Below are 19,321 nucleotides of genomic sequence, written 5' to 3' on the forward strand. Positions count from 1 at the left end.
CCGGATCGCGTGATCCGGCCGGGTCGGGGGCGCTGCCCCCTCTGGGCCTGCCGGCCCATTCACCCCCGGGATACTTGGAACCCAAAGAAGATGGGGGCGGAGCATGGCTGTGAAGCCGGAGAATGAAGCGGAGCTGAGCGCGGGGGTGGCCGGGGCGCGCGGCCCCCTGCGGGTGCAGGGGGGCGGGACGCGCGGATTTCAAGGCGCGGGCGAGCTGCTGGAGACCGGTGGGCTTGCGGGTATCGAGCTCTACGAGCCCGGTGCGCTGACCCTCGTGGCCGGGGCGGGCACGCCGCTGGCCGAGATCGAGGCCGCGCTGGAGGCGGAAGGGCAGCGTCTGGCCTTTGAGCCGATGGATCATCGCGGACTTATGGGCACCGGCGGCGAGCCGACCATCGGCGGGGTGGTGGCGGCGAATGTCTCGGGGCCGCGCCGGATCCAGGTCGGCGCCTGCCGCGATCACCTGCTCGGGGTGCGCTTTGTCGATGGCACGGGGCAGGTGATCAGCAATGGCGGCCGGGTGATGAAGAACGTGACGGGCTATGACCTCGTCAAGCTGATGGCGGGCAGCTGGGGGACGCTTGGCGTGTTGAGCCAGGTCTCGCTGAAGGTGCTGCCGAAGCCCGAGACACAGGCGACGCTGGCGGTCGAGATCGCGGATGCGGGCACAGCCGTGCGTGCGCTGTCTGCGGCGCTGGGCTCGCCCTTCGAGGTGAGCGGGGCGGCCCATGCCGAGGGGCAGGCGCTGGTCCGCATCGAGGGGTTCGAGGGCTCGGTCAGTTACCGGGCGGGCCGCCTTGCCGAGGTTCTGGCCCCTTTCGGCGCGGTGCGCGAGGTAGCGGAGGGAGCGGCGCTCTGGACCGGAATCCGGGACGTCTTAGCTTTTCACGGGGTGCCGGGGGATGTCTGGCGGATTTCGGTCAAACCGGGTGACACCGCTGCAGCCGTCGCCGACTTCGGAACCGGGCAGATCGTTCTGGACTGGGGGGGTGGCCTGATCTGGGCGCTGGTGCCGGAAGGAACTGACCTTAGGGCGCGGCTGCGCGTGCCGGGGCACGCGACGCTGGTTCGGGCCGCGGCCGGGACACGGGCGCGGATCGGAATGTTCCACCCGGAATCGGCCCCGCTGGCACGGATCGCGGAAGGGCTGCGGGCGCGGTTCGATCCGCGGGGTATTTTCAACCCGGGGCTGATGTCTGCCCCGGTGGGGGCATGACGAGATGAAGACCGAATTCACCGCTGCGCAACTGCAGGACCCGGGCACTGCGCGGGCCAACGAGATCCTGCGGGCCTGTGTTCACTGCGGGTTCTGCACGGCGACCTGCCCAACCTACCAGGTGCTGGGTGACGAACTCGACAGTCCGCGGGGCCGGATCTACCTGATCAAGGACATGCTGGAGAACGAGCGGGTGCCGGACGAAAAGACCGTGCGCCATATCGACCGCTGCCTGTCCTGCCTGGCCTGCATGACCACCTGCCCCTCGGGGGTGCACTACATGCACCTGGTGGATCACGCGCGCGAGTACATCGAGACCCGCTATCGCCGTCCGGCGGGCGAGCGCGCGCTGCGCTGGCTGCTGGCGCGTATCCTGCCCTACCCGGGGCGATTCCGCCTCGCGCTGCTGGCGGCGAAGGTCGGACGGCCGTTTCGTGCCCTGCTGCCGGACCCGCGGCTGCGCGCGATGCTCGACATGGCGCCGCGCCGCATTCCCCCGGTGAGCCGCAATGACGATCCGCAGAGCTTTGCGCCGGAACGAAGCCGAAGGAAGCGGGTGGCGCTGATGACGGGCTGTGCCCAGAAGGCGCTGAACACCGATATCAACGACGCAACCATCCGGCTCCTGACCCGGCTTGGCTGCGAGGTCGTGGTGGCCGAGGGCGCGGGTTGCTGCGGCGCGCTGACCCACCACATGGGCCGCACAGGCGAGAGCCACGCGAGCGCGGCGCGCAACATCCGGGCCTGGACCAGTGAAATGGACGGCAAGGGGCTGGATGCCATCGTCATCAATACCTCGGGCTGCGGCACCACGGTGAAGGACTACGGCCACATGTTCCGCAACGATCCGCTGTCGGAGGATGCGGCGCGGGTTGCCGCCATCGCCCGCGATGTCTCCGAGGTGCTGGCCGAGTTGATGCCGGAGGCGAAGGTGAGCGCCATCAACCTCGCAAAGGCGGAAATCGGCGGCGTTGATCGCATCCCCGACGAGAGCGCCGCGGGGGCGATAAGGGTGGCCTATCATGCCGCCTGCTCGTTGCAGCACGGTCAGAAGATCAAGTCTCACCCCAAGGCCCTGCTGAAGGCGGCGGGGTTCGAAGTGGTCGAACCGGCAGACAGCCATCTCTGCTGCGGCTCTGCCGGAACCTACAACCTCATGCAGCCCGAGATTTCGGGCCAGTTGAAGGCGCGCAAGGTCCAGACGCTGGAGGCAAAACAGCCGGATATCATCGCCGCGGGCAATATCGGCTGCATGATGCAGATCGGCTCGGGGACGCAGGTGCCGGTGGTGCACACGGTGGAACTGCTCGACTGGGCAACGGGCGGGCCGCGACCCGCGGCGCTGAGCCGGCGCGCCTGAGGGTAGCCGCGCCACGAAACAGTTCGATCTTTACGCAACCGCACAATGGCCGCATTTTCGCCGCATCGGCTCTCTAGCCCTTGGGGCCGAAATCCATTTCCGGAGAGTCGTGTTGTTTCGCCTGTTCGCTGTCCTGCTGGCCGTGTCGGTTCCCCTCTTCGCCTGGGCGGGAGATGACGAGGCGGACTCGCGGCTTGAACGGCTCGACACCACAGAGGCCGGGCGCGAATGGGAAGCGGTCGGGCGGCTCGACCTGAACGGCATCGGCTTCTGCACCGGGGCGCTGATCGCGCCGAACCTCGTGCTGACGGCCGCCCATTGCATGTACGACAAGCACACCGGGCAGCGCATCGAGGCCGAGAACATCGAGTTTCTTGCCGGGTGGCGCAACGGGCGGGCCTCGGCCTATCGCTTCGTGCGCCGCGCGGTGGTGCATCCCGACTATGTCTTTGACGAGGCGGTCTCGCCGGTGCGGGTGCGCAACGACGTGGCGCTGCTCGAGCTGCAGCATCCGATCCGCAATACCAGCGTCACACCGTTCAAGACCGCCGAACGTCCGGTGACGGGCGAACGCATCGGCATCGTCTCCTATGCCCACGACCGGGCCGAGGCGCCGTCGCTGCAGGACGTCTGCCATGTCATGGGGCGGCAGCAGGGCGTGCTGGTGATGTCCTGCGACGTCGATTACGGCTCGTCCGGGGCACCTGTATTTTCATTCGATGGCGCCACGCCGCGCATCGTCTCGGTGGTGTCGGCCAAGGCCGAGGTCGGAGACAAGCGCGTGGCCCTTGGAACCGACCTGGACGAGCCGCTGGCCGTCCTGATGTCCGAGCTTGCCGCCGGAAGCGGCTACGAAACGCCGGATGCACCGCGCATCCAGAGAATTACCGTGGGGGGAGATCAACGCCAGACGGGAGCGAAGTTCGTAAAGCCATGAAACGCCATATAGCCATCGCCGCCAGCCTTGTCCTGGCCCTGACGTCCGGACTGCGCGCGGAGGACACTGCCGTACCGGTATTGTCGCTTGCGACCCTGCCGCGGGACGCCCTCCAGATCACCGGCCCCTGGCAATGGACCAGCGCCGCGCCGGCCGGCCTCCAGGCGCGTGGGTCCTCGCCGCTTGGCAAGATTGGCTGCGGTGCAATCGGACAGGGCGACCGTTACACCGACGGGTGCTTTTCGATCTTCTCGGGTCAGACCCGCCCGGATTTCGGCAAGGGCAGACCAGTCGCCCTCGCGCGGCCCGACCTCTTCGACATGGTCTCGGTGGTATCCTTCGGATCGGAACGTCGCATGGCTGTCGGCATGGACGTTCAGCGCACCGTCAAGGTGATGCGGCTCTATGCCGGAGCAGCCTATGGCGCCAACACGGAAGAGCCCACCGCAGGCCGCTGAGCGGGGCTTGAAAGCCGCATTTTCCATTCCCATCTGAGTCTTGCCGGGATGCCTGATCAGGGTCCCGGGACGACCAACTGCCCGTCCCGTGTGGGAGGGCCCACGTGAATCGCTCAAGGATGAGGATGACCCAAATGCGCCATTTTGATTTTGCACCGCTGCATCGTGCAACCGTCGGTTTCGACCAGATCGCCGACATGATGGACCGCCTGCTGGCAAGCGACGTCGGCCAGCCGACCTACCCCCCCTACAACATCGAGAAGACCGCCAAGGATGCCTACCGCATCTCGATCGCCGTCGCCGGTTTCGCGGAAGCTGACCTGATGGTCGAGCTGAAGGAGAAGGCTCTGGTGGTCTCGGCCAAGAAGGCCGAAGCCGAAGGTGAGCGCACCTATCTGCACCGTGGCATCGCCACGCGCGCGTTCGAGCGCCGCTTCCAATTGGCCGACCACGTCAAGGTGACCGGTGCGACCCATGAGAACGGGATGCTGCATATCGACCTGGAGCGCGAGGTGCCCGAGGCCCTTAAACCGCGCCGGATCGAGATTGCCGGTCAGAAGTCCCTGACCGCGCCCAAGGATGTGGTGGACGCCGAGACCGTCAACTGACCCTGACCTTACCGATTAACCAGTACGGCGCGGAGGCATGGCTTCCGCGCTTTTTCGTTTCCGCACTCTCCGGAAGGTCAGAGCACGACCTGTAGCAGCGAGACGATCCGGACCGCGCCATAGCCGCTCAGGCGGGCGGGCGGACCATCGAGGGACATGTGCGGGGCCAGACGCGCCAAGGCAATCAGGGCCTCTTCCAGTTCGATCCGCGCGAGTGCCTCGCCCAGGCAACGATGGGGTCCGCCACCGAAAATCGGATGCAGGCGCGGGTGATCGGTGCGGGTGATGTCGAACCGGTCGGGTTCTGCATAGACTGCCGGATCGCGCAGCGCGGTAAGCATGGAGGGCCCGACGATGGTGCCCGCCGGGATGTCGTAGCCCGCCAGTTCGCGCCGCTCCGTGGTGACGCGGGCCAGCGACCCGATCACCGGATCGAAGCGCAGACCCTCTGCCACCGCCGCCGGGGCCCAGCGTTCGGGGTCGGACACCAGCAGATCCCATTGCGCTGGGTTCTGCATCAGCTGTGAGACGGTCGCAGTCAGCGCCCCCCGGGTGGTATCCGATCCGGCCACGAGCAGCGCGAGAAGTTGCGCCCTGACCTCGTTCTCGTCCATTGGCCCACCCTGCACCCGCTGGAGGTAGCTGGTCAGCATGTCTTCCTTGGGCCGGGCCCGCCGCTCGGCCACCAGCGTTTCCATGTACGAGTCGAGCGCGGCCATGTCCCGGGTCGATTCCTCGCGCACGTCGTCTGGCACGATGGAAAGGCCGCGGATCGCGGAATAGACGTGGGAGGCAAAGAAGGCGGCCTCTTCCTCGGGCGCACCCATCACCGAAGCCACGACAAGGGCGGGCAGGGGGCCAGCGATGGCGCCGAGGAAATCAGTGCTGCCGGTGCCGACCAGCGGCGCAATCAGTCCGGCGCAGCGCGTCGCCACCTCCGGTCTCAGTTCGGCGATGGCGCGATGCGCGAAGGTCTTGACCATCGGCCCACGCCTGTTGCGGTGCACCTGATCGTTCGAGAACAGCATCACGTCGCGGATGAAATCGTACATCGCACCGCCGCTGACGCCCGAGGCGCGCATGATTTCAAGCTCGAGCTGCCGGGTCCAGCGGTCGTCGATCAGCATGGCCATGTGTTCGGCGGAAAAGACGCTGACGATACCCTTGTCGTCGATCGCCAGTGGCCCCTGCGCCCAGGCGGCCTGCATGAACTGGTGGTTGGTCTGACCCTCGATGTAATCGGGGAAGCCCGGCGCGTCGCGCAATTTCAGGGCCATCGGTCTCCTCCCTCCGAGTCTCCTAACCAGAGCCTAACATGGCTTTCGGTGGTTCCGGGCTGTTACTCGGCGTCAACTTGACGCGAAGGGAAAGAGGCGGGTCTCCCCGCCTCGACCTCTCCTAGCGGGACAGGCTCTGTGCCAGCCGCATCAGCTGCACCGCCTCGGCGCGATAGCCATAGGCGTCTACGCCCCGATTGGCATTGGCGAGCGCGATGGCATCGTCCCACCCCCAGTCGCCGAGGTAGGTCGATCCGCGCAGCAACTGGCCGAACCCCGCGATGGCGGCCGCGAAACCGGCATCGGCCTGTGCCGGAAGGTCGGCAGTGATCGGCATCTCGATCAGCTGGCTGTTGTTCTCTCCCGGGGCCTTGTAGCGCAGCCGCAGGAAGCCGAGTTCGTCGGGTCCGGCCACCGCTGTCGCCTGCCCATAGCGCAGCGGATCGGTCAGTTGCGCCGGGGACCCGACCGGCGTGACCTCGTAGAGCGCGGTCACCTGAGTTCCGGCGCCGATCTCGCCCGCGTCGACCTTGTCGTTGTTGAAATCCTCACGCCGCAGCGCGCGGGTCTCGTAGCCGATCAGCCGATACTCGGCGACCTCCGCGGGGTTGAACTCCACCTGGATCTTCACGTCGTCGGCGATGGGGAACAGGGCGCCCGAGAGCTGGTCGACCAGCACCTTCTGGGCCTCGGACAACGTGTCGATATAGGCGGCGGTGCCGTTGCCGTTTTGGGCCAGCGCCTGCATCGTCGCATCGTCGAGGTTGCCGCGCCCGAAACCCAATACCGAGAGGTAGGTGCCGCTCTCGCGCTTCTGCGCGATGAAATCCTTCAGCGCCTCGGGATCGGAGAGGCCGACGTTAAAGTCACCGTCGGTCGCGAGGATCACGCGCTGCAGCGTTCCGTCACGCGCCATGCCATCGGCGACGGAATAGGCCTGTTGCAGACCCTCCTGTCCGGCGGTCGATCCCCCGGCATCCAGCCGGTTCAACGCGGAGAGGATGGTCTCGCGCTCGCTGGCCGGGGTCGGTGCCAGAACCTCGCCCGCGCTGCCCGCGTAGGTGACGATGGCAACCCGGTCCTCGGCCCTAAGCTGGCCCAGCATCAGGGCAAAAGACTGCTTGAGCAGCGGCAGCTTGTCCGGCTGGTTCATCGAACCGGAGGTATCGACAAGGAACACGAGGTTCAGCGGCGGGCGGCTGTCGGTCTCGGGCGTGGCGCCCTGAATGCCGATCTGAACCAGCTGCGTGCCCGCGTTCCACGGCGTCGGGCTGACCGAGACGGTGGGCCGGAACGCCTCGCCCGCTGCGGGGGTGGGATAGTCGTAGGGGAAGTAGTTGATCATCTCCTCGACGCGCACCGCGTCCTTCGGCGGCAGCTGCCCGTTGGTGAGCGAATTGCGCACCACCGCGTATGAGGCGGTGTCGACGTCGATGGAAAAGGTCGAGACCGGATCCTCGGCAGCGATCTTCAGGGGGTTGTCGGACGCGTTGGCAAAGGCCTCGGTATCGGCCTCTGGCAAGGGTGCAATCATGTCGGCAGGCGCGGCCTTCATCAGCGTCTGGCCCAGTGTGCGGGACCGTGTCGCAAGTTCGGCGGCGGGGGCCTGAGGCGCGGGGGACGGCATCGCCACGGCGGGCGCTTCCAGCGCGGGTTCGGCCATCTGCCCGGCCGTTTCCTGCCGCGCGTCCTGCAGACCCATCGCATCGTCGGCCTCGCGCTCCTCGACGACAGCTGGGCGCGTCAGGTCGCGCGGCGACAGCAGGTCGCGACCGGCGGGCGACAGCACCACGAAGGCGACGGCGACGATGGCGGTGGTCGCGACGAGTCCGCCGCGTGTGGTCATGGTTGCAAACATCTTCCTAACTCCGCTCCAAAGGCCCCCACGGGGGCGATCGGAGTTGAGACGCGCCGCGTCGCGCGATCCTTGGAGGTCGGCGAAGTTTTTCTCGGCCAGCGCAAGATGTGCCGCCTTGACCGCGGGATCGGGGCGGGGTGTCGCGGCGTTCATCGCCGCCTTCAGGTCATCGAGATCGTCGGTCATGTCCGATCCTCCGTGGCGCGCAAGGCGGCCAGATGCTTCTTGGCTTCCGAGATGCGCCAGCTGATGGTGCCCTCGGAAACCCCCAGAATTTCGGCGGCCTCGGCGTGGGTCATCTCGTCGAGCACCAGTGCCAGCGTATCGCGCAGGTCGTCCTTCAAGCCGCGCATCGCCGTCATCAGCCAGTCCACCTGCTCCGAGGTCTCCTCGGCTTCGGCGCGACGGGCCAGTTCCCAGTCGCCCCAGCCATCGGCGGCCTTCGAATGGCTGGCCTGCCTGCGGCGACGGTCGTGGGCGGCGTTCACCGTCACCCGGTAGAGCCAGGTCGAAAACCGCGACTGTCCCCTGAACCCGGACAGCTTGCCCGGCAGCGCGGCGCATATGTCCTGAGTCAGGTCCTCGGCTTCGGTCCGGCTGCCGGTCAGGCGAAAGGCGAGGCGGAACAGGCGGTCGTAGACCCGCTGCAACAACGCCGAGAAGGCCGCCGCATCGCCAGCGGCGGCCGCCTGGGCCAGTGTCTCGTCGCTCGTATCCATTCGCATCACGTTCCTTGGACGCGCGGCGACGGTCAATCCTTGGCGACCCCGGGAAGTTTTTTCGTCGCATCGCAGAGCGTGTCGGCGTCGGCGGTTTTCCGGCTTGACCTGTTGGTCCTCAGACCCTACTGCGCGCAACAGGCCACGGCGCCTGCCGCTCGCATCCCGGTGAAGTCCGTTCCCCTGACCCGACCGATTACGGTTCCGCGAACCGTCGGCAATGCGAGCCCCGACCTTTCCGAGCTGACGGAACCGGATGAGGTTGTGCCATGTCGATGCCGTCGTCTTCGACCAATATCTACCTGACTCTGCCGCTGGGGCGGCTGTTCACGCGCACTGCGCTTCCCATCGTGGGTGTCATGCTGACTAACGGGCTGTTCACGCTCGTCGATGCCTACGTCCTTGGCATATTCGCCGGTGCGCAGGCGCTGACCGCCGTGACACTCGTGTTTCCGCTGACGATCGCGCTGGTCGCACTGTCATCGCTGGTGTCCTCGGGCTTCTCGAGCATCTACGCCCGGTCGCTGGGCGCGGGGGACCAAAGGCAGGCGCGCGAAGCCTACCACGGTGCGTTGCAACTTGGCTGGCTTTGCGCGCTGATCGTGAACCTGCTGGTCTGGACCGCCGGTCATCCGGTGGCGCTGCGCCTTGCAGACGGGGATGCCGCGCTTGCCGGGCTAGGCTGGCGATACCTTGCGATCCTCGCGGGGTTCGCGCCGGTAGCCTTCTCCCTCTCCGTCAATACCGATGCCCTGCGGGCCGAGGGGCGCATGGGCCTGATGACCGGCGCAATGGTGCTCTCCACGACTCTGAACATCGGGTTCGACCTGCTGTTCGTCGCCGGGTTCGGCTGGGGCGTAGCCGGGTCTGCGCTGGGCACAGTGCTGGCGCAGGCCCTGTCTCTGGCGCTTATCCTGAACCGGAGAGGGCATATAGGAACCCGGATGCGCCTGCAGAGTGCGCAGTGGAGCCGCATCCTTGCGCTCGGGGCACCCATGAGCCTTGGGTATGTCGGCCTGTCGCTCTCTTCGGCTGTCACGCTGGCTTGCCTGCAGGCTTGGGCACCTGAGAGCTACCCGGTGACGGCCGCCGCCTTCGGGCTGATCACCCGGCTCATGACCTTCCTCTTCCTGCCGCTGCTGGGTCTGAGCTTTGCCGCGCAGTCCATCATCGGGAACAATCACGGGGCCGGTCTTGGGCGCAGGTCCGTCCTCGCCCTCGTCACGGGCGCCTGCGTGGCCCTGGCCTATTGCTCCCTCGCGCAGACAGGATTCTTCCTGTTCCGGAACGAGATCGGGGCGGTCTTCGTCGCTGATCAGGGCATCGTGGCCGAGGTCTCCCGGATCCTGCCGGTGGTCACCATTACCCTGTTCCTGTTCGGACCCCAGATGATGATCGCCGCCTATTTCCAGGCGATCGGGGATGCGGCGCGTGCCGGGTTGCTGGGGCTCTCCCGGACCTTCCTCTTCGGCATCCCGCTGACGGTGATCCTGCCCTTCTGGATGGGAGAGCCGGGCATCTGGTGGAGCGGTCCCCTGGCCGAACTCTTGGTGTTGGGTCTGACCATTGCTGCGGTTGCGAGCTACCGGAGGAACCGGCCGGTTCCCGCGTAACTTTGCCACCGGATTCGGCAGATCGGGGTCATTGCGCCTATATTGGGAGTCCCGGCCATGAGTCGGGAGCAACGCCAGTCAACGAATCCACGAGGAGGTTGGACCGATGGAAGCGATGCAAGTGAGCGAATACGCGAGAGCGCTGTACCGGACCCATGGCCCCAAGGCCGAAGCGGAAGTCGCCCGCAAGATGCACGAGTGCCGCGAGGCGGGCCGCATCGAGGAAGCGGAGGACTGGAGTGCGATCCGGAGGGTCATCTCTGGCCTGCGCGGTCCCAGCCAGACCTGACCGGACAGAATGCGAAAGGGGCGGCCGCGCCGCCCCTTTCCCTTGCACAGAGCCTGTCAGAGGCTCATGCAGAGATATTTCATCTCCAGATAGTCTTCCATGCCGTGATGGCTGCCTTCGCGGCCAAGACCCGACTGCTTGACGCCGCCGAACGGCGCGAGCTCGGTCGAGATAAGGCCGGTGTTGATGCCGACCATGCCGTACTCCAGCGCCTCGGCCACCTTGTAGACCCGCGACAGGTCCTTTGCGTAGAAGTAGGAGGCCAGACCGAAGATGGTGTCGTTCGCCATCTCGATCACTTCGTCCTCGGTCTCGAACTTGAACAGCGGGGCCAGAGGGCCAAAGGTTTCGTCCTTGGAGACCTTCATGTCCTGCGTCACGCCCGTGACGATGGTGGGCTCGAAGAAGGTGCCGCCCAGCGCGTGCTCCTTGCCGCCCGCGATGACCTTGCCGCCGTGCGAGGTGACGTCTTCGAGGTGCTCTTTCACCTTTTCGACTGCCTCGGCGTTGATCAGCGGGCCGGTGGTGGTGCCCTCGGCGAGGCCGTCGCCGACCTTCAGCTTGTTCACGGCCTCGGCCAGCTTGGCGGCGAAGGCGTCATAGACGCCGGCCTGCACGTAGATGCGGTTTGCACAGACGCAGGTCTGGCCGTTGTTGCGGAACTTGCAGATCATCGCGCCTTCGACGGCGGCGTCGATGTCCGCGTCGTCAAACACGATGAAGGGCGCATTGCCGCCCAGTTCCATCGAGCACTTCATCACCTGATCTGCGGCCTGACGCAGCAGGATGCGGCCGACCTCGGTCGAGCCGGTGAAGGTCAGCTTGCGCACCTTGTGGTTCTCGCAGAACTCCTTGCCGACCTCCGAGGCGCGCTCGGACGGCACGACGTTGAACACACCGGCGGGGATACCCGCACGTTCGGCCAGCACCGCCAGCGCCAATGCCGACAGCGGGGTTTCGGAGGCCGGGCGCGCGACAAAGGCACAGCCCGCGGCCAGCGCCGGGCCAGCCTTGCGGGTGATCATCGCGTTGGGGAAGTTCCACGGCGTGATCGAGGCGGCGACACCGATCGGCTGCTTGATCACCGTGATGCGCTTGTCGCGCTGGTGGCCGGGAATGGTCTCGCCATAGACCCGCTTGGCCTCTTCCGCGAAGAACTCGACGAAGGAGGCGCCGTAGTGGATTTCGCCGGTGGCCTCGGCCTTGGGCTTGCCCTGTTCGGCGGTCAGGATGATCCCGAGATCCTCGGCGTTCTGGGTCATCAGATCGAACCACTTGCGCAGGATGGCCGCGCGCTCCTTGCCGGTGAGCTTCGCCCATTCCTTCTGGGCCGCGTAGGCGTTGTCGATCGCCTTGGCGACCTGTGCGCGGCTGAGGCTGGCGACTTCGGCGATCACGTCGCCGCGCGCCGGGTTGGTGACCGCGAAGGTGCCGTCCTCGCCGTCGACCCATGTGCCGCCGATATAGCCCTTGGTGGCCAGCAGGTCGGGATCTTTGAGAAGGGATTTGAGGTCGGTGGTTGCGTCCAGCATCGGGGCCTCCTGTTGATGGTATCGTTTCCCGCCTAAGAAGCACCGGAACCTGCGGTTGTCTAGGCGTAAAGCCCGGGCTTCGCCGGGCGCACCGGGCGGCTTTCGGCAAAGTGGGACTATCGGAAACATAGCGTTCTGATGCGCTCCGTAAATGGCTTGTCCCGCGCGCTGCGACGCGGAATGATGCGGCCGATGACGACAGCACCAACGGGAGCCTGGAATGGAACTGGACGACGCCTATGCGAATGGCGCCTATATCGCGGGGAGCGACGACTATCCCGATCGCTGGAAGTCGGAGGCCGAAGCCTTCGCGCGAAGCCTCGCGGCGGAGGGACGGGCGCATCTCGACCTGAGCTACGGCGAAGGTGCGCGCCACCGGTTCGACCTCTTCCTGCCCGAAGGTCAAGCGCTTGGGCTGGTGGTGTTCATCCACGGCGGCTACTGGCTGGCCTTCGATCGGGGGTACTGGTCGCATCTCGCGGCGGGCCCGCTGGAGCATGGCTGGGCGGTCGCGATGCCGTCCTACGATCTGTGCCCGGACGTTCATATTTCCGATATCACGGCCCAGATGTCGCGGGCGGTCGATGCGGCCGCTGCCATGGTGGAAGGACCGATCGCGGTGACCGGCCATTCGGCGGGCGGGCACCTCTCGGCGCGCATGCTGGCTCCGGGCATGTTGCCGCCCGAGGTGGCAGAACGGCTGAGCCAGGTGGTACCGATCTCTCCGCTGAGCGACCTCGCCCCGCTGATGCAGACGACGATGAACGAGAAATTGCGGCTCACGCCGGAGGAATCCGCAGCCGAGAGTCCCGTTCTGCAGCCGATGCCGGACGTGCCCGTCACGGTGTGGGTCGGTGGTGACGAGCGCCCCGCCTTCCTCGACCAGGCGCAGTGGCTGGCCGACGCCTGGGGCTGTCCGCGCGTGGTTGCGCCCGGTAGGCATCACTTCGACGTCATCGAGGCGCTGGCCGATCCGGAGAGCGACCTCGTGGCGGTGCTGACCGGCGAAGCCTGAGGCGGTGCGACGGCTCCTGCGGATTGCCATGCTGCTGTTCCCGGCCGTGCCGGGGACCGTGGCAGCGCAGGTGCCGCCGCCCCTTCCCGGCATTGCCGCGGCCGAGATCGACCCCTCGACCCTCAGTGATGAGGAACTGCTCGACCTGCTGAACCAGCTCGAACGGGGGCGCCAGCGGCGGCCCACGCGGGTCAGCAACTTTGGCGTTCCCTCGGGCTTCGGCCTGCCCAGCCGCGTGGGGTTCGTCGGGCTGGCGGCCACCAACAAGCGGGACCGCAGGTTCGAGGACGACTGGGACGCGTCGCTGGTCTTTGGCATGGGATTCGGCGACGCCGACCGGGCCATCGCGGTGACGCCGATGGTCGACATAACCTCGCTCACACCCTACCATATCGGCGAGTCCGGCAAGATCGGTGTGACCCTCAGCCGGAACTTCAGCTTTGGCGGTACATGGCAGGGCGGTGTCGCGCTCGATCTGCAGAACCTTGTGACATGGGGCGATTCCAACCTGCTGAACCCGGACGCGAACCTCGCCGTTTCGGGGATCCGGCCTGCGGACGAAGCCTTTGGCCTGCCCATGATGCTCACCTTTGGCTACGGCAGCGGGATCAGGGACCGGGGCACCGAGCCTGGCGTCTTCGGCGGTGTCGGCCTCGGCCTCAGCGACCGCTATGGCGCCAGCCTGTCCTGGTACGGGGACGAATGGATCGGGGGGGTGGCGACCTGGGGCCTTGCCCAGAGAAACTTGCAGATTTCGCTGGGCGTCGGTGATATAACCGATCGCATATCGGGCCGCCGATTGCTGGTGGCAGTTTCCTTTGCGCGCGCCTTTGGCCGGGCGCCTTGATGGAGTTTCAGTTTATGCGTTTCACGGCAATCCTGCCCCTCGCCCTTGCCGCATCCCCCGTTCTGGCCGGTGATCAGTACGTGACGGTGATGCCCGACTACGTCTTCGTGACCAAGACCGACACGGTCTATTCGATGGACTATTCCTCGGGTCCGATTACCGGTGGCGTGGGCAATGACTCTCTCGCGGCGTCCGGTGCCTCTGCCGCTCCGGCGGCGACCGTGGGCGGACAGGTCGTCGCCACCTCCGGGTTGAGCCGGGGTGAAAGCGATGCACTTTACGCCAGGCTCCTCGCAGAAGCCAAGGCGCGCAAGCTGCGCTGACTGCGCCGGGGCTTGCAACACGCTCCGATCTGACACAGGGTTTCGCCGGGCTGGGCGATGGCGTCGCCGCACCTGTGGGTGAGCCCGGTTTCCTGTCCTGAACGCCGGGACCTTTCTGAAAAGGAGGGTCGCGATGACCTCACGTCCTGAATTCTACCGTTTCCACAATGGCGAGAAGGCCAAGCTGCCGTTCGCGCCCGAGGAATACGAGGCCCGTCTGGAAGAACTGCGCGAGCGCATGGACGCGGCGGGTGCGACGGCGGCCGTGTTCACCTCGATGCACAACATCGCCTACTACTCGGGGTTCCTCTACTGCTCCTTCGGTCGACCCTATGCCCTCGTGGTGACCGAGACCGACAGCGTGACGATTTCCGCCGGCATCGACGCGGGTCAGCCGTGGCGGCGCTGTCATGGCGACAACCTCACCTATACCGACTGGACGCGAGACAACTTCTGGCGCGCCGTGCGCTCGGTGGCGGGCACCGGCGGCGTGATCGGCTACGAGGCCGACCACCTGACCCTGGCCCAGCGCGACCGGTTGGAGGATTTCCTCGAACCGCTGACCATCGTCGACCTGTCTCTGACCACCATGCTGCAGCGGATGCACAAGTCCGAGGCCGAGATCGTCCTGATCCGAGAGGGGGCGCGCGTGGCGGATGTAGGGGGCTATGCGATTCGCGATGCCGTCCGTGCCGGGGTGCGCGAGATCGACGTGGCCATGGCGGGCCGCGACGCGATGGAACTCGAGATCGCCAGGAGCTTTCCCGACGCCGAGTATCGCGACACCTGGGTCTGGTTCCAGTCGGGCCTGAACACCGATGGCGCGCACAACCCCGTGACGAGTCGCCTGCTGCAACGGGGCGACATCCTGAGCCTGAATACCTTCCCGATGATCTCGGGCTATTACACCGCTCTGGAACGCACCATGTTCGTGGGCGAGGTGGACGAGGCTTCACTGAAGATCTGGGAAGCCAACGTGGCGGCCCACGAATACGGGATGAGCCTGCTGAAACCTGGCGTAAGCTGTGCCGAGGTGACCGGTCAGATCAACCAGTTCCTATCCGACCGGGACCTTCTGCAATACCGGACCTTTGGTTACGGCCACTCCTTCGGTGTTCTGTCGCACTACTATGGCCGCGAGGCCGGGCTGGAGCTGCGCGAGGACATCGACACGATTCTGGAGCCCGGAATGGTCATTTCAATGGAGCCGATGCTGACGATTCCACAGGGTCAGCCGGGCGCCGGGGGGTATCGGGAGCACGATATTCTCGTGATCACCGATGAGGGCTCCGAGGACATCACGGGCTATCCCTTTGGCCCGGGATTCAACGTGGTAGGCTGATCGGAACTGCCGGGGCGGGGTCGGCAGGGCTCCGCCTTTGGGCGTGACCGGACAGGAACACCCCGGACGATAAAGGGGATTGGCGTTTGACGCAGGGCGTTTCCCGGCTAATTGTTGTCGGCAAAACAGAATATGCTCGGCCTATGACCCTCTTTTCCATACCCCGCTTCCTCGTTCTCTCGCTTTCGCTGGCCGCCGTTTCGGCCTGCGGCGTCCCGGAGGATTCCTACAACCCGCCGAAGGTCGATATCGTCGAGCCCTACGGTCCGGTCGAGGACAACGACATCCTGATCCCGCCGGTCAACCCGGCATTCCTTGCGGAGCCGAACCGCCGCGCCGAAGTCTCCTACAACGGCAGCGAGTCTCCGGGCACCATCGTTGTCGATCCCTACGCCAAGTTCCTCTACTTCGTCGAAGAGGGCGGCATGGCAACCCGCTACCCGGTCGCGGTCGGCCGCGAGGGCAAGAGCTTCAGCGGCCGTGGCACCATCCGCCGCAAGGAGGAATGGCCCGGCTGGACCCCGACGGCGAACATGCTGCGCACCGAACCCGAGGTTTATGGCCCCTTCAAGCGCGGGATTCCCGGCGGTGTGGCCAGCCCGCTGGGTGCGCGGGCGCTCTATCTCTATCGCGGCGGGCGCGACACCTACTTCCGCATCCACGGCACCAATGACGCCCAGTCCATCGGCAACGCCAACTCGGCCGGGTGCATCCGCCTGTTCAACCAGGACGTGATCCACCTGTTCAACCGGACCGATCTTGGAACCGAGGTCGTGGTGCGAACCTACTCTGAGTCCGTGATGCTGGAAGGTGCAGAGATGGCCAGCCGCGGTGTGGAACTGCCGCCGACCATCGTGGACCCCGAAGAGGTCTATGCCGCGGTCGAGGCCGAGAAGCAGCGCAAGAGGGACCTCGAGCAGCAGCGCGCACTGGAAGGCGTCGTCGCCCAGACGGAGTGAGCTGGCATCACAGCCGGATCACGTAGTCCTTGCGGGTGGTCTCGACCACTTCCCACGTTCCCGAAAGGCCCGGGCGCAGCATGAAGCTGTCGCCCGCCTTCACCTCGAAAGAGGCTCCTGTCTCGTCGGTGATGATGCTGTGGCCCGAAAGGATCCGGCAGTACTCCCACTCGTCGTAGGAAATCCTCCACTTGCCCGGCGTCGCCTCCCAGATGCCGCAGTAGAGACCGTCGCGTTCCTCGAGGTTCCAGGTGGTGAACACGGGATCGCCCGAGATGACCTTGGCCGGGTCGGGGCGTTCTGTCTCGGGTTCGACCGAGGGGGCGACGGTTTGAAAGCTGGACATCCGGTGGTTCCTTGCAATGAGATAACCGCCATAGTCCCGCCCCTTGGGCCGGATGCAAGTCCATGCTTCAAGTGTCTTTCTTTTGAGACCGGCATTTGCGACACTTCCCGCGAAAATCCGCTCCGGCGGGGATGTAAATTGATTTAACATTACTACATGATTGGGGGAGCGGTCTGCAGGACCGGTCGGGCCAACGAGGAGCGATAGATGGCGGATTTTGATGCGCTGGTGCGCGAGTCCCAGGAAAAAGTTGCCAAGAGCCAGTCGGAGATTCAGGCGATGACGGCCCGGATCGAAGCCGCACGCGCCAAGATCGACGCGGGGCAGGCGGCCGATATCGACATCGAGAACGCGACGCTGGAGGACGTTCACGCCCATACCGAGGTGATGAACGCCAACATCGCCGAGCTGATCATGGGCCTCGACGACGTCACCACCGCCTTCTCGAAGGACTTCGACGAGATGCGGAACAAAACCGGGTGGGAGAGTTTTGTCGGCATCTTCTCGTCGGCCAAGTCCGATTCGATGCGGCAGGAGCGTATGCGCACCGCGTCGATCGACGACAAGCTGCAGGATCTGATCTCGAAGTCCGACGTGATCGTGCAGCTGCTGGAGGGCCAGCTGGCGATGCTGGAAGAGCAGAAGGTGAAGGTTGGCGACAACCTCACCGGTACGCTGGACGAGCGCGAGGCGGTCGTCGGCGAACTGGAAAGTCTGCGCGCCGAGATCCTCGCGATGGACCCCAAGATCATCGCGGTCGAGAACAGGATCGCCGTGGAACAGGACGCCGCCGCGCGTACCAAGCTGGAAACCGAGCTGGCTGACCTGAACAAGACCTACAACGAGATGGTCCAGCAGGAGCAGGTCAAGCTCGCCAAGTCGCAGACGCTGGAGCGCTACATCGAGAAGGGCAAGACCTGGGTGGATTCGCTGCAGAACCAGGCGGCAACGCAGATGGTGCTGATCAACAAGCTGCAGACGGACACCAAGCAGCGCGTCGTGCTCTACGATGCCCTCTCGAAGTCGCTGAAAACGGCCCAGCAGCAGGACATAGCGCACCGTATCAACGAGATCGGTGTGAAGACGGACCAAGAGGCCCAGACCGCCATGGCCGCCATCGGCACCGCCACCAACCAGAAGATGGCCGACATGCTGGAAGCGCACGAGGGCCATATGGTTTTTGCCCGCGAAGTGCTGGAAGCCAAGGCCAAGGCCGACGAGCGCTTTGCCCGCCGGTTCCAGAAGATTGTCGAGAAACATGACAAGAACCTCTATGGCGGGTGACGCGAACCGTCCGTCGCTGGTCACGGACAGTTTCGGGTCCGCCCTTTCCGCATCGGTCAATCGTCACCGCGCCTCTTTTGGCATGCGGCCTGGCCACCTAAGCCTTGTGGCTGGGCTTGAGCCGCATGGCGGCAACGTGCACGTCAACTCCCTTACTGGGGATCTCGGCGCAGGCGACACGGGGGAACGGCCGTGACCGCCCAGACAGATTCCGTGGACGAGCGCACCGGGCTCACCGATACCTTCCAGTCGCGCCGCTATTTCCGCAAGTTCGAGGACATCACCTCTCACCTGGGTCGGGTGGCGGCGGTGATGGAGGCGGACGGCACGCTCAGCAAGACCGACGTCAAGGTTCTGACCCGCTACGTCTCGGCCCTGACCTTCACCTTCCGCGCGCTCAGCATGAAATACCTGATGGTCGGGCGCGACACCGGCCGGTTCTTTGGTTCGCTCATGATCGACACGCGGGACAGCGGGTTCCCGGTGGCGACCGAGCTGATGACGATGGCCAATGACGCCCAGCAGGCGGCCAGCCATCTGGCCAACATGCCCTCGGCGGAGGCGCTGAAGACCGAGATGGTGCGCACCATCATCGGTGAACGCACGATCCCGACGAAACTCCAGTTCGCCCTGTCGCAGCGGCTCTATTACGAGGAACTGGCCCGGGGTCAGCTGTTCTGGGTCCAGAATGACCCCGAGTTCCAGTGGCTCGGGGACCTTGGGCCGGACCGGCGGCGGTTCCTGCTGCACTGGGCGGCCTACGACAGTCAGACAAACCTGCCGGTGATCTACCTGATGGAGGTCGAGGACAGCGGCAAGATCTCGCTGCCCAAGGACCAGAAACGCTGGCCAGAAGTACAGGCGCACCTGATGGCGCAGGCGCTGGGCGGGCTCAAGCTGCTGACCATCGCCAAGGGGTTCGACGAGGATTTCGACGATCTGCACCCGAAACGGCTGCGTCGGCTGCACATCGGCCCGATGTATTCCCATGCCTTCACCCGTCAGCACGGGCCACTGCGGGAGGTTCTGGAAGATGCCCGCGCCGCCGAGGGCGAGGACTGGGCGCTGGTCTGGACCCTCGAGGAACTGCAAAGCGAGCGGGTCATCTCGGAGCGCTCCGGCTGGTTCGGGACGGTGGAGCGCGAGGTCTTTGCCCTCGATCCCTTCGCCGGACGCGGGGCCGATACCGGGGCGACCCTGACCGAACGCTCGATCATCCTGCCGCAGCGCCCGTTCCAGGTGCTGGCCGAGCGCAACCCGCCGGGGTTCGCGGGGGTAAGGAAATTCGTGGTCGGGGAAGGTGGGCGGGTGCTCAGGTACTGAGGGGACGCAGTCCGA

General features: G+C 65.8%; 19 protein-coding genes. 14 read left to right on the forward strand and 5 right to left on the reverse strand.

The window, feature by feature from the left end:
• Window positions 1-109: 109 nt before the first annotated feature.
• The 5 genes from DDT93_RS09905 (at window position 110) to DDT93_RS09925 (ending at window position 4,579) form a co-directional block, all read left to right on the forward strand.
• On the forward strand, window positions 110-1,216 hold the full coding sequence (locus DDT93_RS09905) for an FAD-binding protein (RefSeq protein WP_109465813.1): 1,107 nt from the start codon (window positions 110-112) through the stop codon (window positions 1,214-1,216).
• 4 nt (window positions 1,217-1,220) lie between these two features.
• Entirely contained in the window at window positions 1,221-2,576 is a 1,356-nt protein-coding gene (gene glcF / locus DDT93_RS09910) for a glycolate oxidase subunit GlcF (RefSeq protein ID WP_109465626.1), read from the forward strand.
• 133 nt (window positions 2,577-2,709) lie between these two features.
• Entirely contained in the window at window positions 2,710-3,513 is an 804-nt protein-coding gene (locus DDT93_RS09915; protein WP_408607926.1) for a trypsin-like serine peptidase, read from the forward strand.
• Window positions 3,510-3,971: a hypothetical protein gene (locus DDT93_RS09920; RefSeq protein WP_157960133.1), complete on the forward strand. Its 462-nt coding sequence runs from the start codon at window positions 3,510-3,512 to the stop codon at window positions 3,969-3,971. The genes DDT93_RS09915 and DDT93_RS09920 overlap by 4 nt, the downstream gene beginning before the upstream one ends.
• A 134-nt stretch (window positions 3,972-4,105) precedes the next feature.
• Window positions 4,106-4,579 (forward strand): Hsp20 family protein, encoded by a 474-nt coding sequence (locus DDT93_RS09925; protein WP_109465628.1) that lies wholly within the window; start codon window positions 4,106-4,108, stop codon window positions 4,577-4,579.
• Window positions 4,580-4,656: 77 nt separating this feature from the next.
• Here DDT93_RS09925 and DDT93_RS09930 read toward each other — a convergent pair whose 3' ends face one another.
• The 3 genes from DDT93_RS09930 to DDT93_RS09940 all read right to left on the reverse strand — a co-directional run bounded on the left by DDT93_RS09930 (window position 4,657) and on the right by DDT93_RS09940 (window position 8,433).
• The gene (locus tag DDT93_RS09930) at window positions 4,657-5,856 is read right to left on the reverse strand and encodes a cytochrome P450 (protein ID WP_109465629.1); all 1,200 of its coding nucleotides are present in this window, start codon (window positions 5,854-5,856) and stop codon (window positions 4,657-4,659) included.
• A 121-nt stretch (window positions 5,857-5,977) separates the two neighbouring features.
• Window positions 5,978-7,900 carry a vWA domain-containing protein gene (locus tag DDT93_RS09935; RefSeq protein WP_109465630.1) on the reverse strand — a complete coding sequence of 641 codons (1,923 nt, stop codon included), beginning with the start codon at window positions 7,898-7,900 and terminating at the stop codon, window positions 5,978-5,980.
• A complete protein-coding gene (locus DDT93_RS09940; RefSeq protein WP_109465631.1) occupies window positions 7,897-8,433 on the reverse strand; it encodes an RNA polymerase sigma factor in 537 nt (178 codons plus the stop codon). The genes DDT93_RS09935 and DDT93_RS09940 overlap by 4 nt, the downstream gene beginning before the upstream one ends.
• 269 nt (window positions 8,434-8,702) lie before the next feature.
• On the opposite strand from DDT93_RS09940, the gene DDT93_RS09945 reads away from it, so the two are divergent.
• Both DDT93_RS09945 and DDT93_RS09950 read left to right on the forward strand, forming a co-directional pair.
• Window positions 8,703-10,046: an MATE family efflux transporter gene (locus tag DDT93_RS09945; protein WP_109465632.1), complete on the forward strand. Its 1,344-nt coding sequence runs from the start codon at window positions 8,703-8,705 to the stop codon at window positions 10,044-10,046.
• Between the two features lie 106 nt (window positions 10,047-10,152).
• The gene (locus DDT93_RS09950; protein WP_109465633.1) at window positions 10,153-10,335 is read left to right on the forward strand and encodes a hypothetical protein; all 183 of its coding nucleotides are present in this window, start codon (window positions 10,153-10,155) and stop codon (window positions 10,333-10,335) included.
• 56 nt (window positions 10,336-10,391) lie between these two features.
• On the opposite strand, the gene DDT93_RS09955 is transcribed toward DDT93_RS09950, so the two are convergent.
• Entirely contained in the window at window positions 10,392-11,867 is a 1,476-nt protein-coding gene (locus DDT93_RS09955; protein ID WP_109465634.1) for an NAD-dependent succinate-semialdehyde dehydrogenase, read from the reverse strand.
• A 220-nt stretch (window positions 11,868-12,087) separates the two neighbouring features.
• On the opposite strand from DDT93_RS09955, the gene DDT93_RS09960 reads away from it, so the two are divergent.
• The 5 genes from DDT93_RS09960 to DDT93_RS09980 all read left to right on the forward strand — a co-directional run bounded on the left by DDT93_RS09960 (window position 12,088) and on the right by DDT93_RS09980 (window position 16,353).
• Window positions 12,088-12,882 carry an alpha/beta hydrolase gene (locus tag DDT93_RS09960; RefSeq protein WP_109465635.1) on the forward strand — a complete coding sequence of 265 codons (795 nt, stop codon included), beginning with the start codon at window positions 12,088-12,090 and terminating at the stop codon, window positions 12,880-12,882.
• 4 nt (window positions 12,883-12,886) lie between these two features.
• Window positions 12,887-13,729 (forward strand): hypothetical protein, encoded by an 843-nt coding sequence (locus DDT93_RS09965; RefSeq protein ID WP_157960134.1) that lies wholly within the window; start codon window positions 12,887-12,889, stop codon window positions 13,727-13,729.
• Window positions 13,730-13,743: 14 nt separating this feature from the next.
• Complete coding sequence (locus DDT93_RS09970) at window positions 13,744-14,052, forward strand: hypothetical protein (RefSeq protein ID WP_157960135.1); 309 nt, start codon at window positions 13,744-13,746, stop codon at window positions 14,050-14,052.
• A gap of 133 nt (window positions 14,053-14,185) precedes the next feature.
• The gene (locus DDT93_RS09975) at window positions 14,186-15,394 is read left to right on the forward strand and encodes an aminopeptidase P family protein (protein WP_109465638.1); all 1,209 of its coding nucleotides are present in this window, start codon (window positions 14,186-14,188) and stop codon (window positions 15,392-15,394) included.
• Between the two features lie 143 nt (window positions 15,395-15,537).
• Window positions 15,538-16,353, forward strand: a complete 816-nt coding sequence (locus DDT93_RS09980) for a L,D-transpeptidase (protein WP_109465639.1) — start codon at window positions 15,538-15,540, stop codon at window positions 16,351-16,353.
• A 7-nt stretch (window positions 16,354-16,360) separates the two neighbouring features.
• On the opposite strand, the gene DDT93_RS09985 is transcribed toward DDT93_RS09980, so the two are convergent.
• Window positions 16,361-16,699: a cupin domain-containing protein gene (locus DDT93_RS09985; RefSeq protein WP_109465640.1), complete on the reverse strand. Its 339-nt coding sequence runs from the start codon at window positions 16,697-16,699 to the stop codon at window positions 16,361-16,363.
• A gap of 207 nt (window positions 16,700-16,906) precedes the next feature.
• Between DDT93_RS09985 and DDT93_RS09990 the strand changes: the two genes are divergently transcribed.
• A complete protein-coding gene (locus tag DDT93_RS09990) occupies window positions 16,907-17,983 on the forward strand; it encodes a hypothetical protein (protein WP_109465641.1) in 1,077 nt (358 codons plus the stop codon).
• A gap of 192 nt (window positions 17,984-18,175) precedes the next feature.
• Window positions 18,176-19,306 carry a hypothetical protein gene (locus DDT93_RS09995; protein ID WP_232825411.1) on the forward strand — a complete coding sequence of 377 codons (1,131 nt, stop codon included), beginning with the start codon at window positions 18,176-18,178 and terminating at the stop codon, window positions 19,304-19,306.
• Window positions 19,307-19,321: the final 15 nt, after the last annotated feature.

Source organism: Albibacillus kandeliae (assembly GCF_003116585.1).
Classification (GTDB): domain Bacteria; phylum Pseudomonadota; class Alphaproteobacteria; order Rhodobacterales; family Rhodobacteraceae; genus Albibacillus; species Albibacillus kandeliae.

Bases quoted from the DNA above. Each gene is read 5' to 3' on its own strand.
- glcF (WP_109465626.1), top strand. From the start codon at position 1,221: ATGAAGACCGAATTCACCGCTGCGCAACTGCAGGACCCGGGCACTGCG.
- DDT93_RS09920 (WP_157960133.1), top strand. From the start codon at position 3,510: ATGAAACGCCATATAGCCATCGCCGCCAGCCTTGTCCTGGCCCTGACG.
- DDT93_RS09925 (WP_109465628.1), top strand. From the start codon at position 4,106: ATGCGCCATTTTGATTTTGCACCGCTGCATCGTGCAACCGTCGGTTTC.
- DDT93_RS09930 (WP_109465629.1), bottom strand. From the start codon at position 5,856: ATGGCCCTGAAATTGCGCGACGCGCCGGGCTTCCCCGATTACATCGAG.
- DDT93_RS09935 (WP_109465630.1), bottom strand. From the start codon at position 7,900: ATGACCGACGATCTCGATGACCTGAAGGCGGCGATGAACGCCGCGACA.
- DDT93_RS09940 (WP_109465631.1), bottom strand. From the start codon at position 8,433: ATGGATACGAGCGACGAGACACTGGCCCAGGCGGCCGCCGCTGGCGAT.
- DDT93_RS09945 (WP_109465632.1), top strand. From the start codon at position 8,703: ATGTCGATGCCGTCGTCTTCGACCAATATCTACCTGACTCTGCCGCTG.
- DDT93_RS09950 (WP_109465633.1), top strand. From the start codon at position 10,153: ATGGAAGCGATGCAAGTGAGCGAATACGCGAGAGCGCTGTACCGGACC.
- DDT93_RS09955 (WP_109465634.1), bottom strand. From the start codon at position 11,867: ATGCTGGACGCAACCACCGACCTCAAATCCCTTCTCAAAGATCCCGAC.
- DDT93_RS09960 (WP_109465635.1), top strand. From the start codon at position 12,088: ATGGAACTGGACGACGCCTATGCGAATGGCGCCTATATCGCGGGGAGC.
- DDT93_RS09970 (WP_157960135.1), top strand. From the start codon at position 13,744: ATGCGTTTCACGGCAATCCTGCCCCTCGCCCTTGCCGCATCCCCCGTT.
- DDT93_RS09975 (WP_109465638.1), top strand. From the start codon at position 14,186: ATGACCTCACGTCCTGAATTCTACCGTTTCCACAATGGCGAGAAGGCC.
- DDT93_RS09980 (WP_109465639.1), top strand. From the start codon at position 15,538: ATGACCCTCTTTTCCATACCCCGCTTCCTCGTTCTCTCGCTTTCGCTG.
- DDT93_RS09985 (WP_109465640.1), bottom strand. From the start codon at position 16,699: ATGTCCAGCTTTCAAACCGTCGCCCCCTCGGTCGAACCCGAGACAGAA.
- DDT93_RS09990 (WP_109465641.1), top strand. From the start codon at position 16,907: ATGGCGGATTTTGATGCGCTGGTGCGCGAGTCCCAGGAAAAAGTTGCC.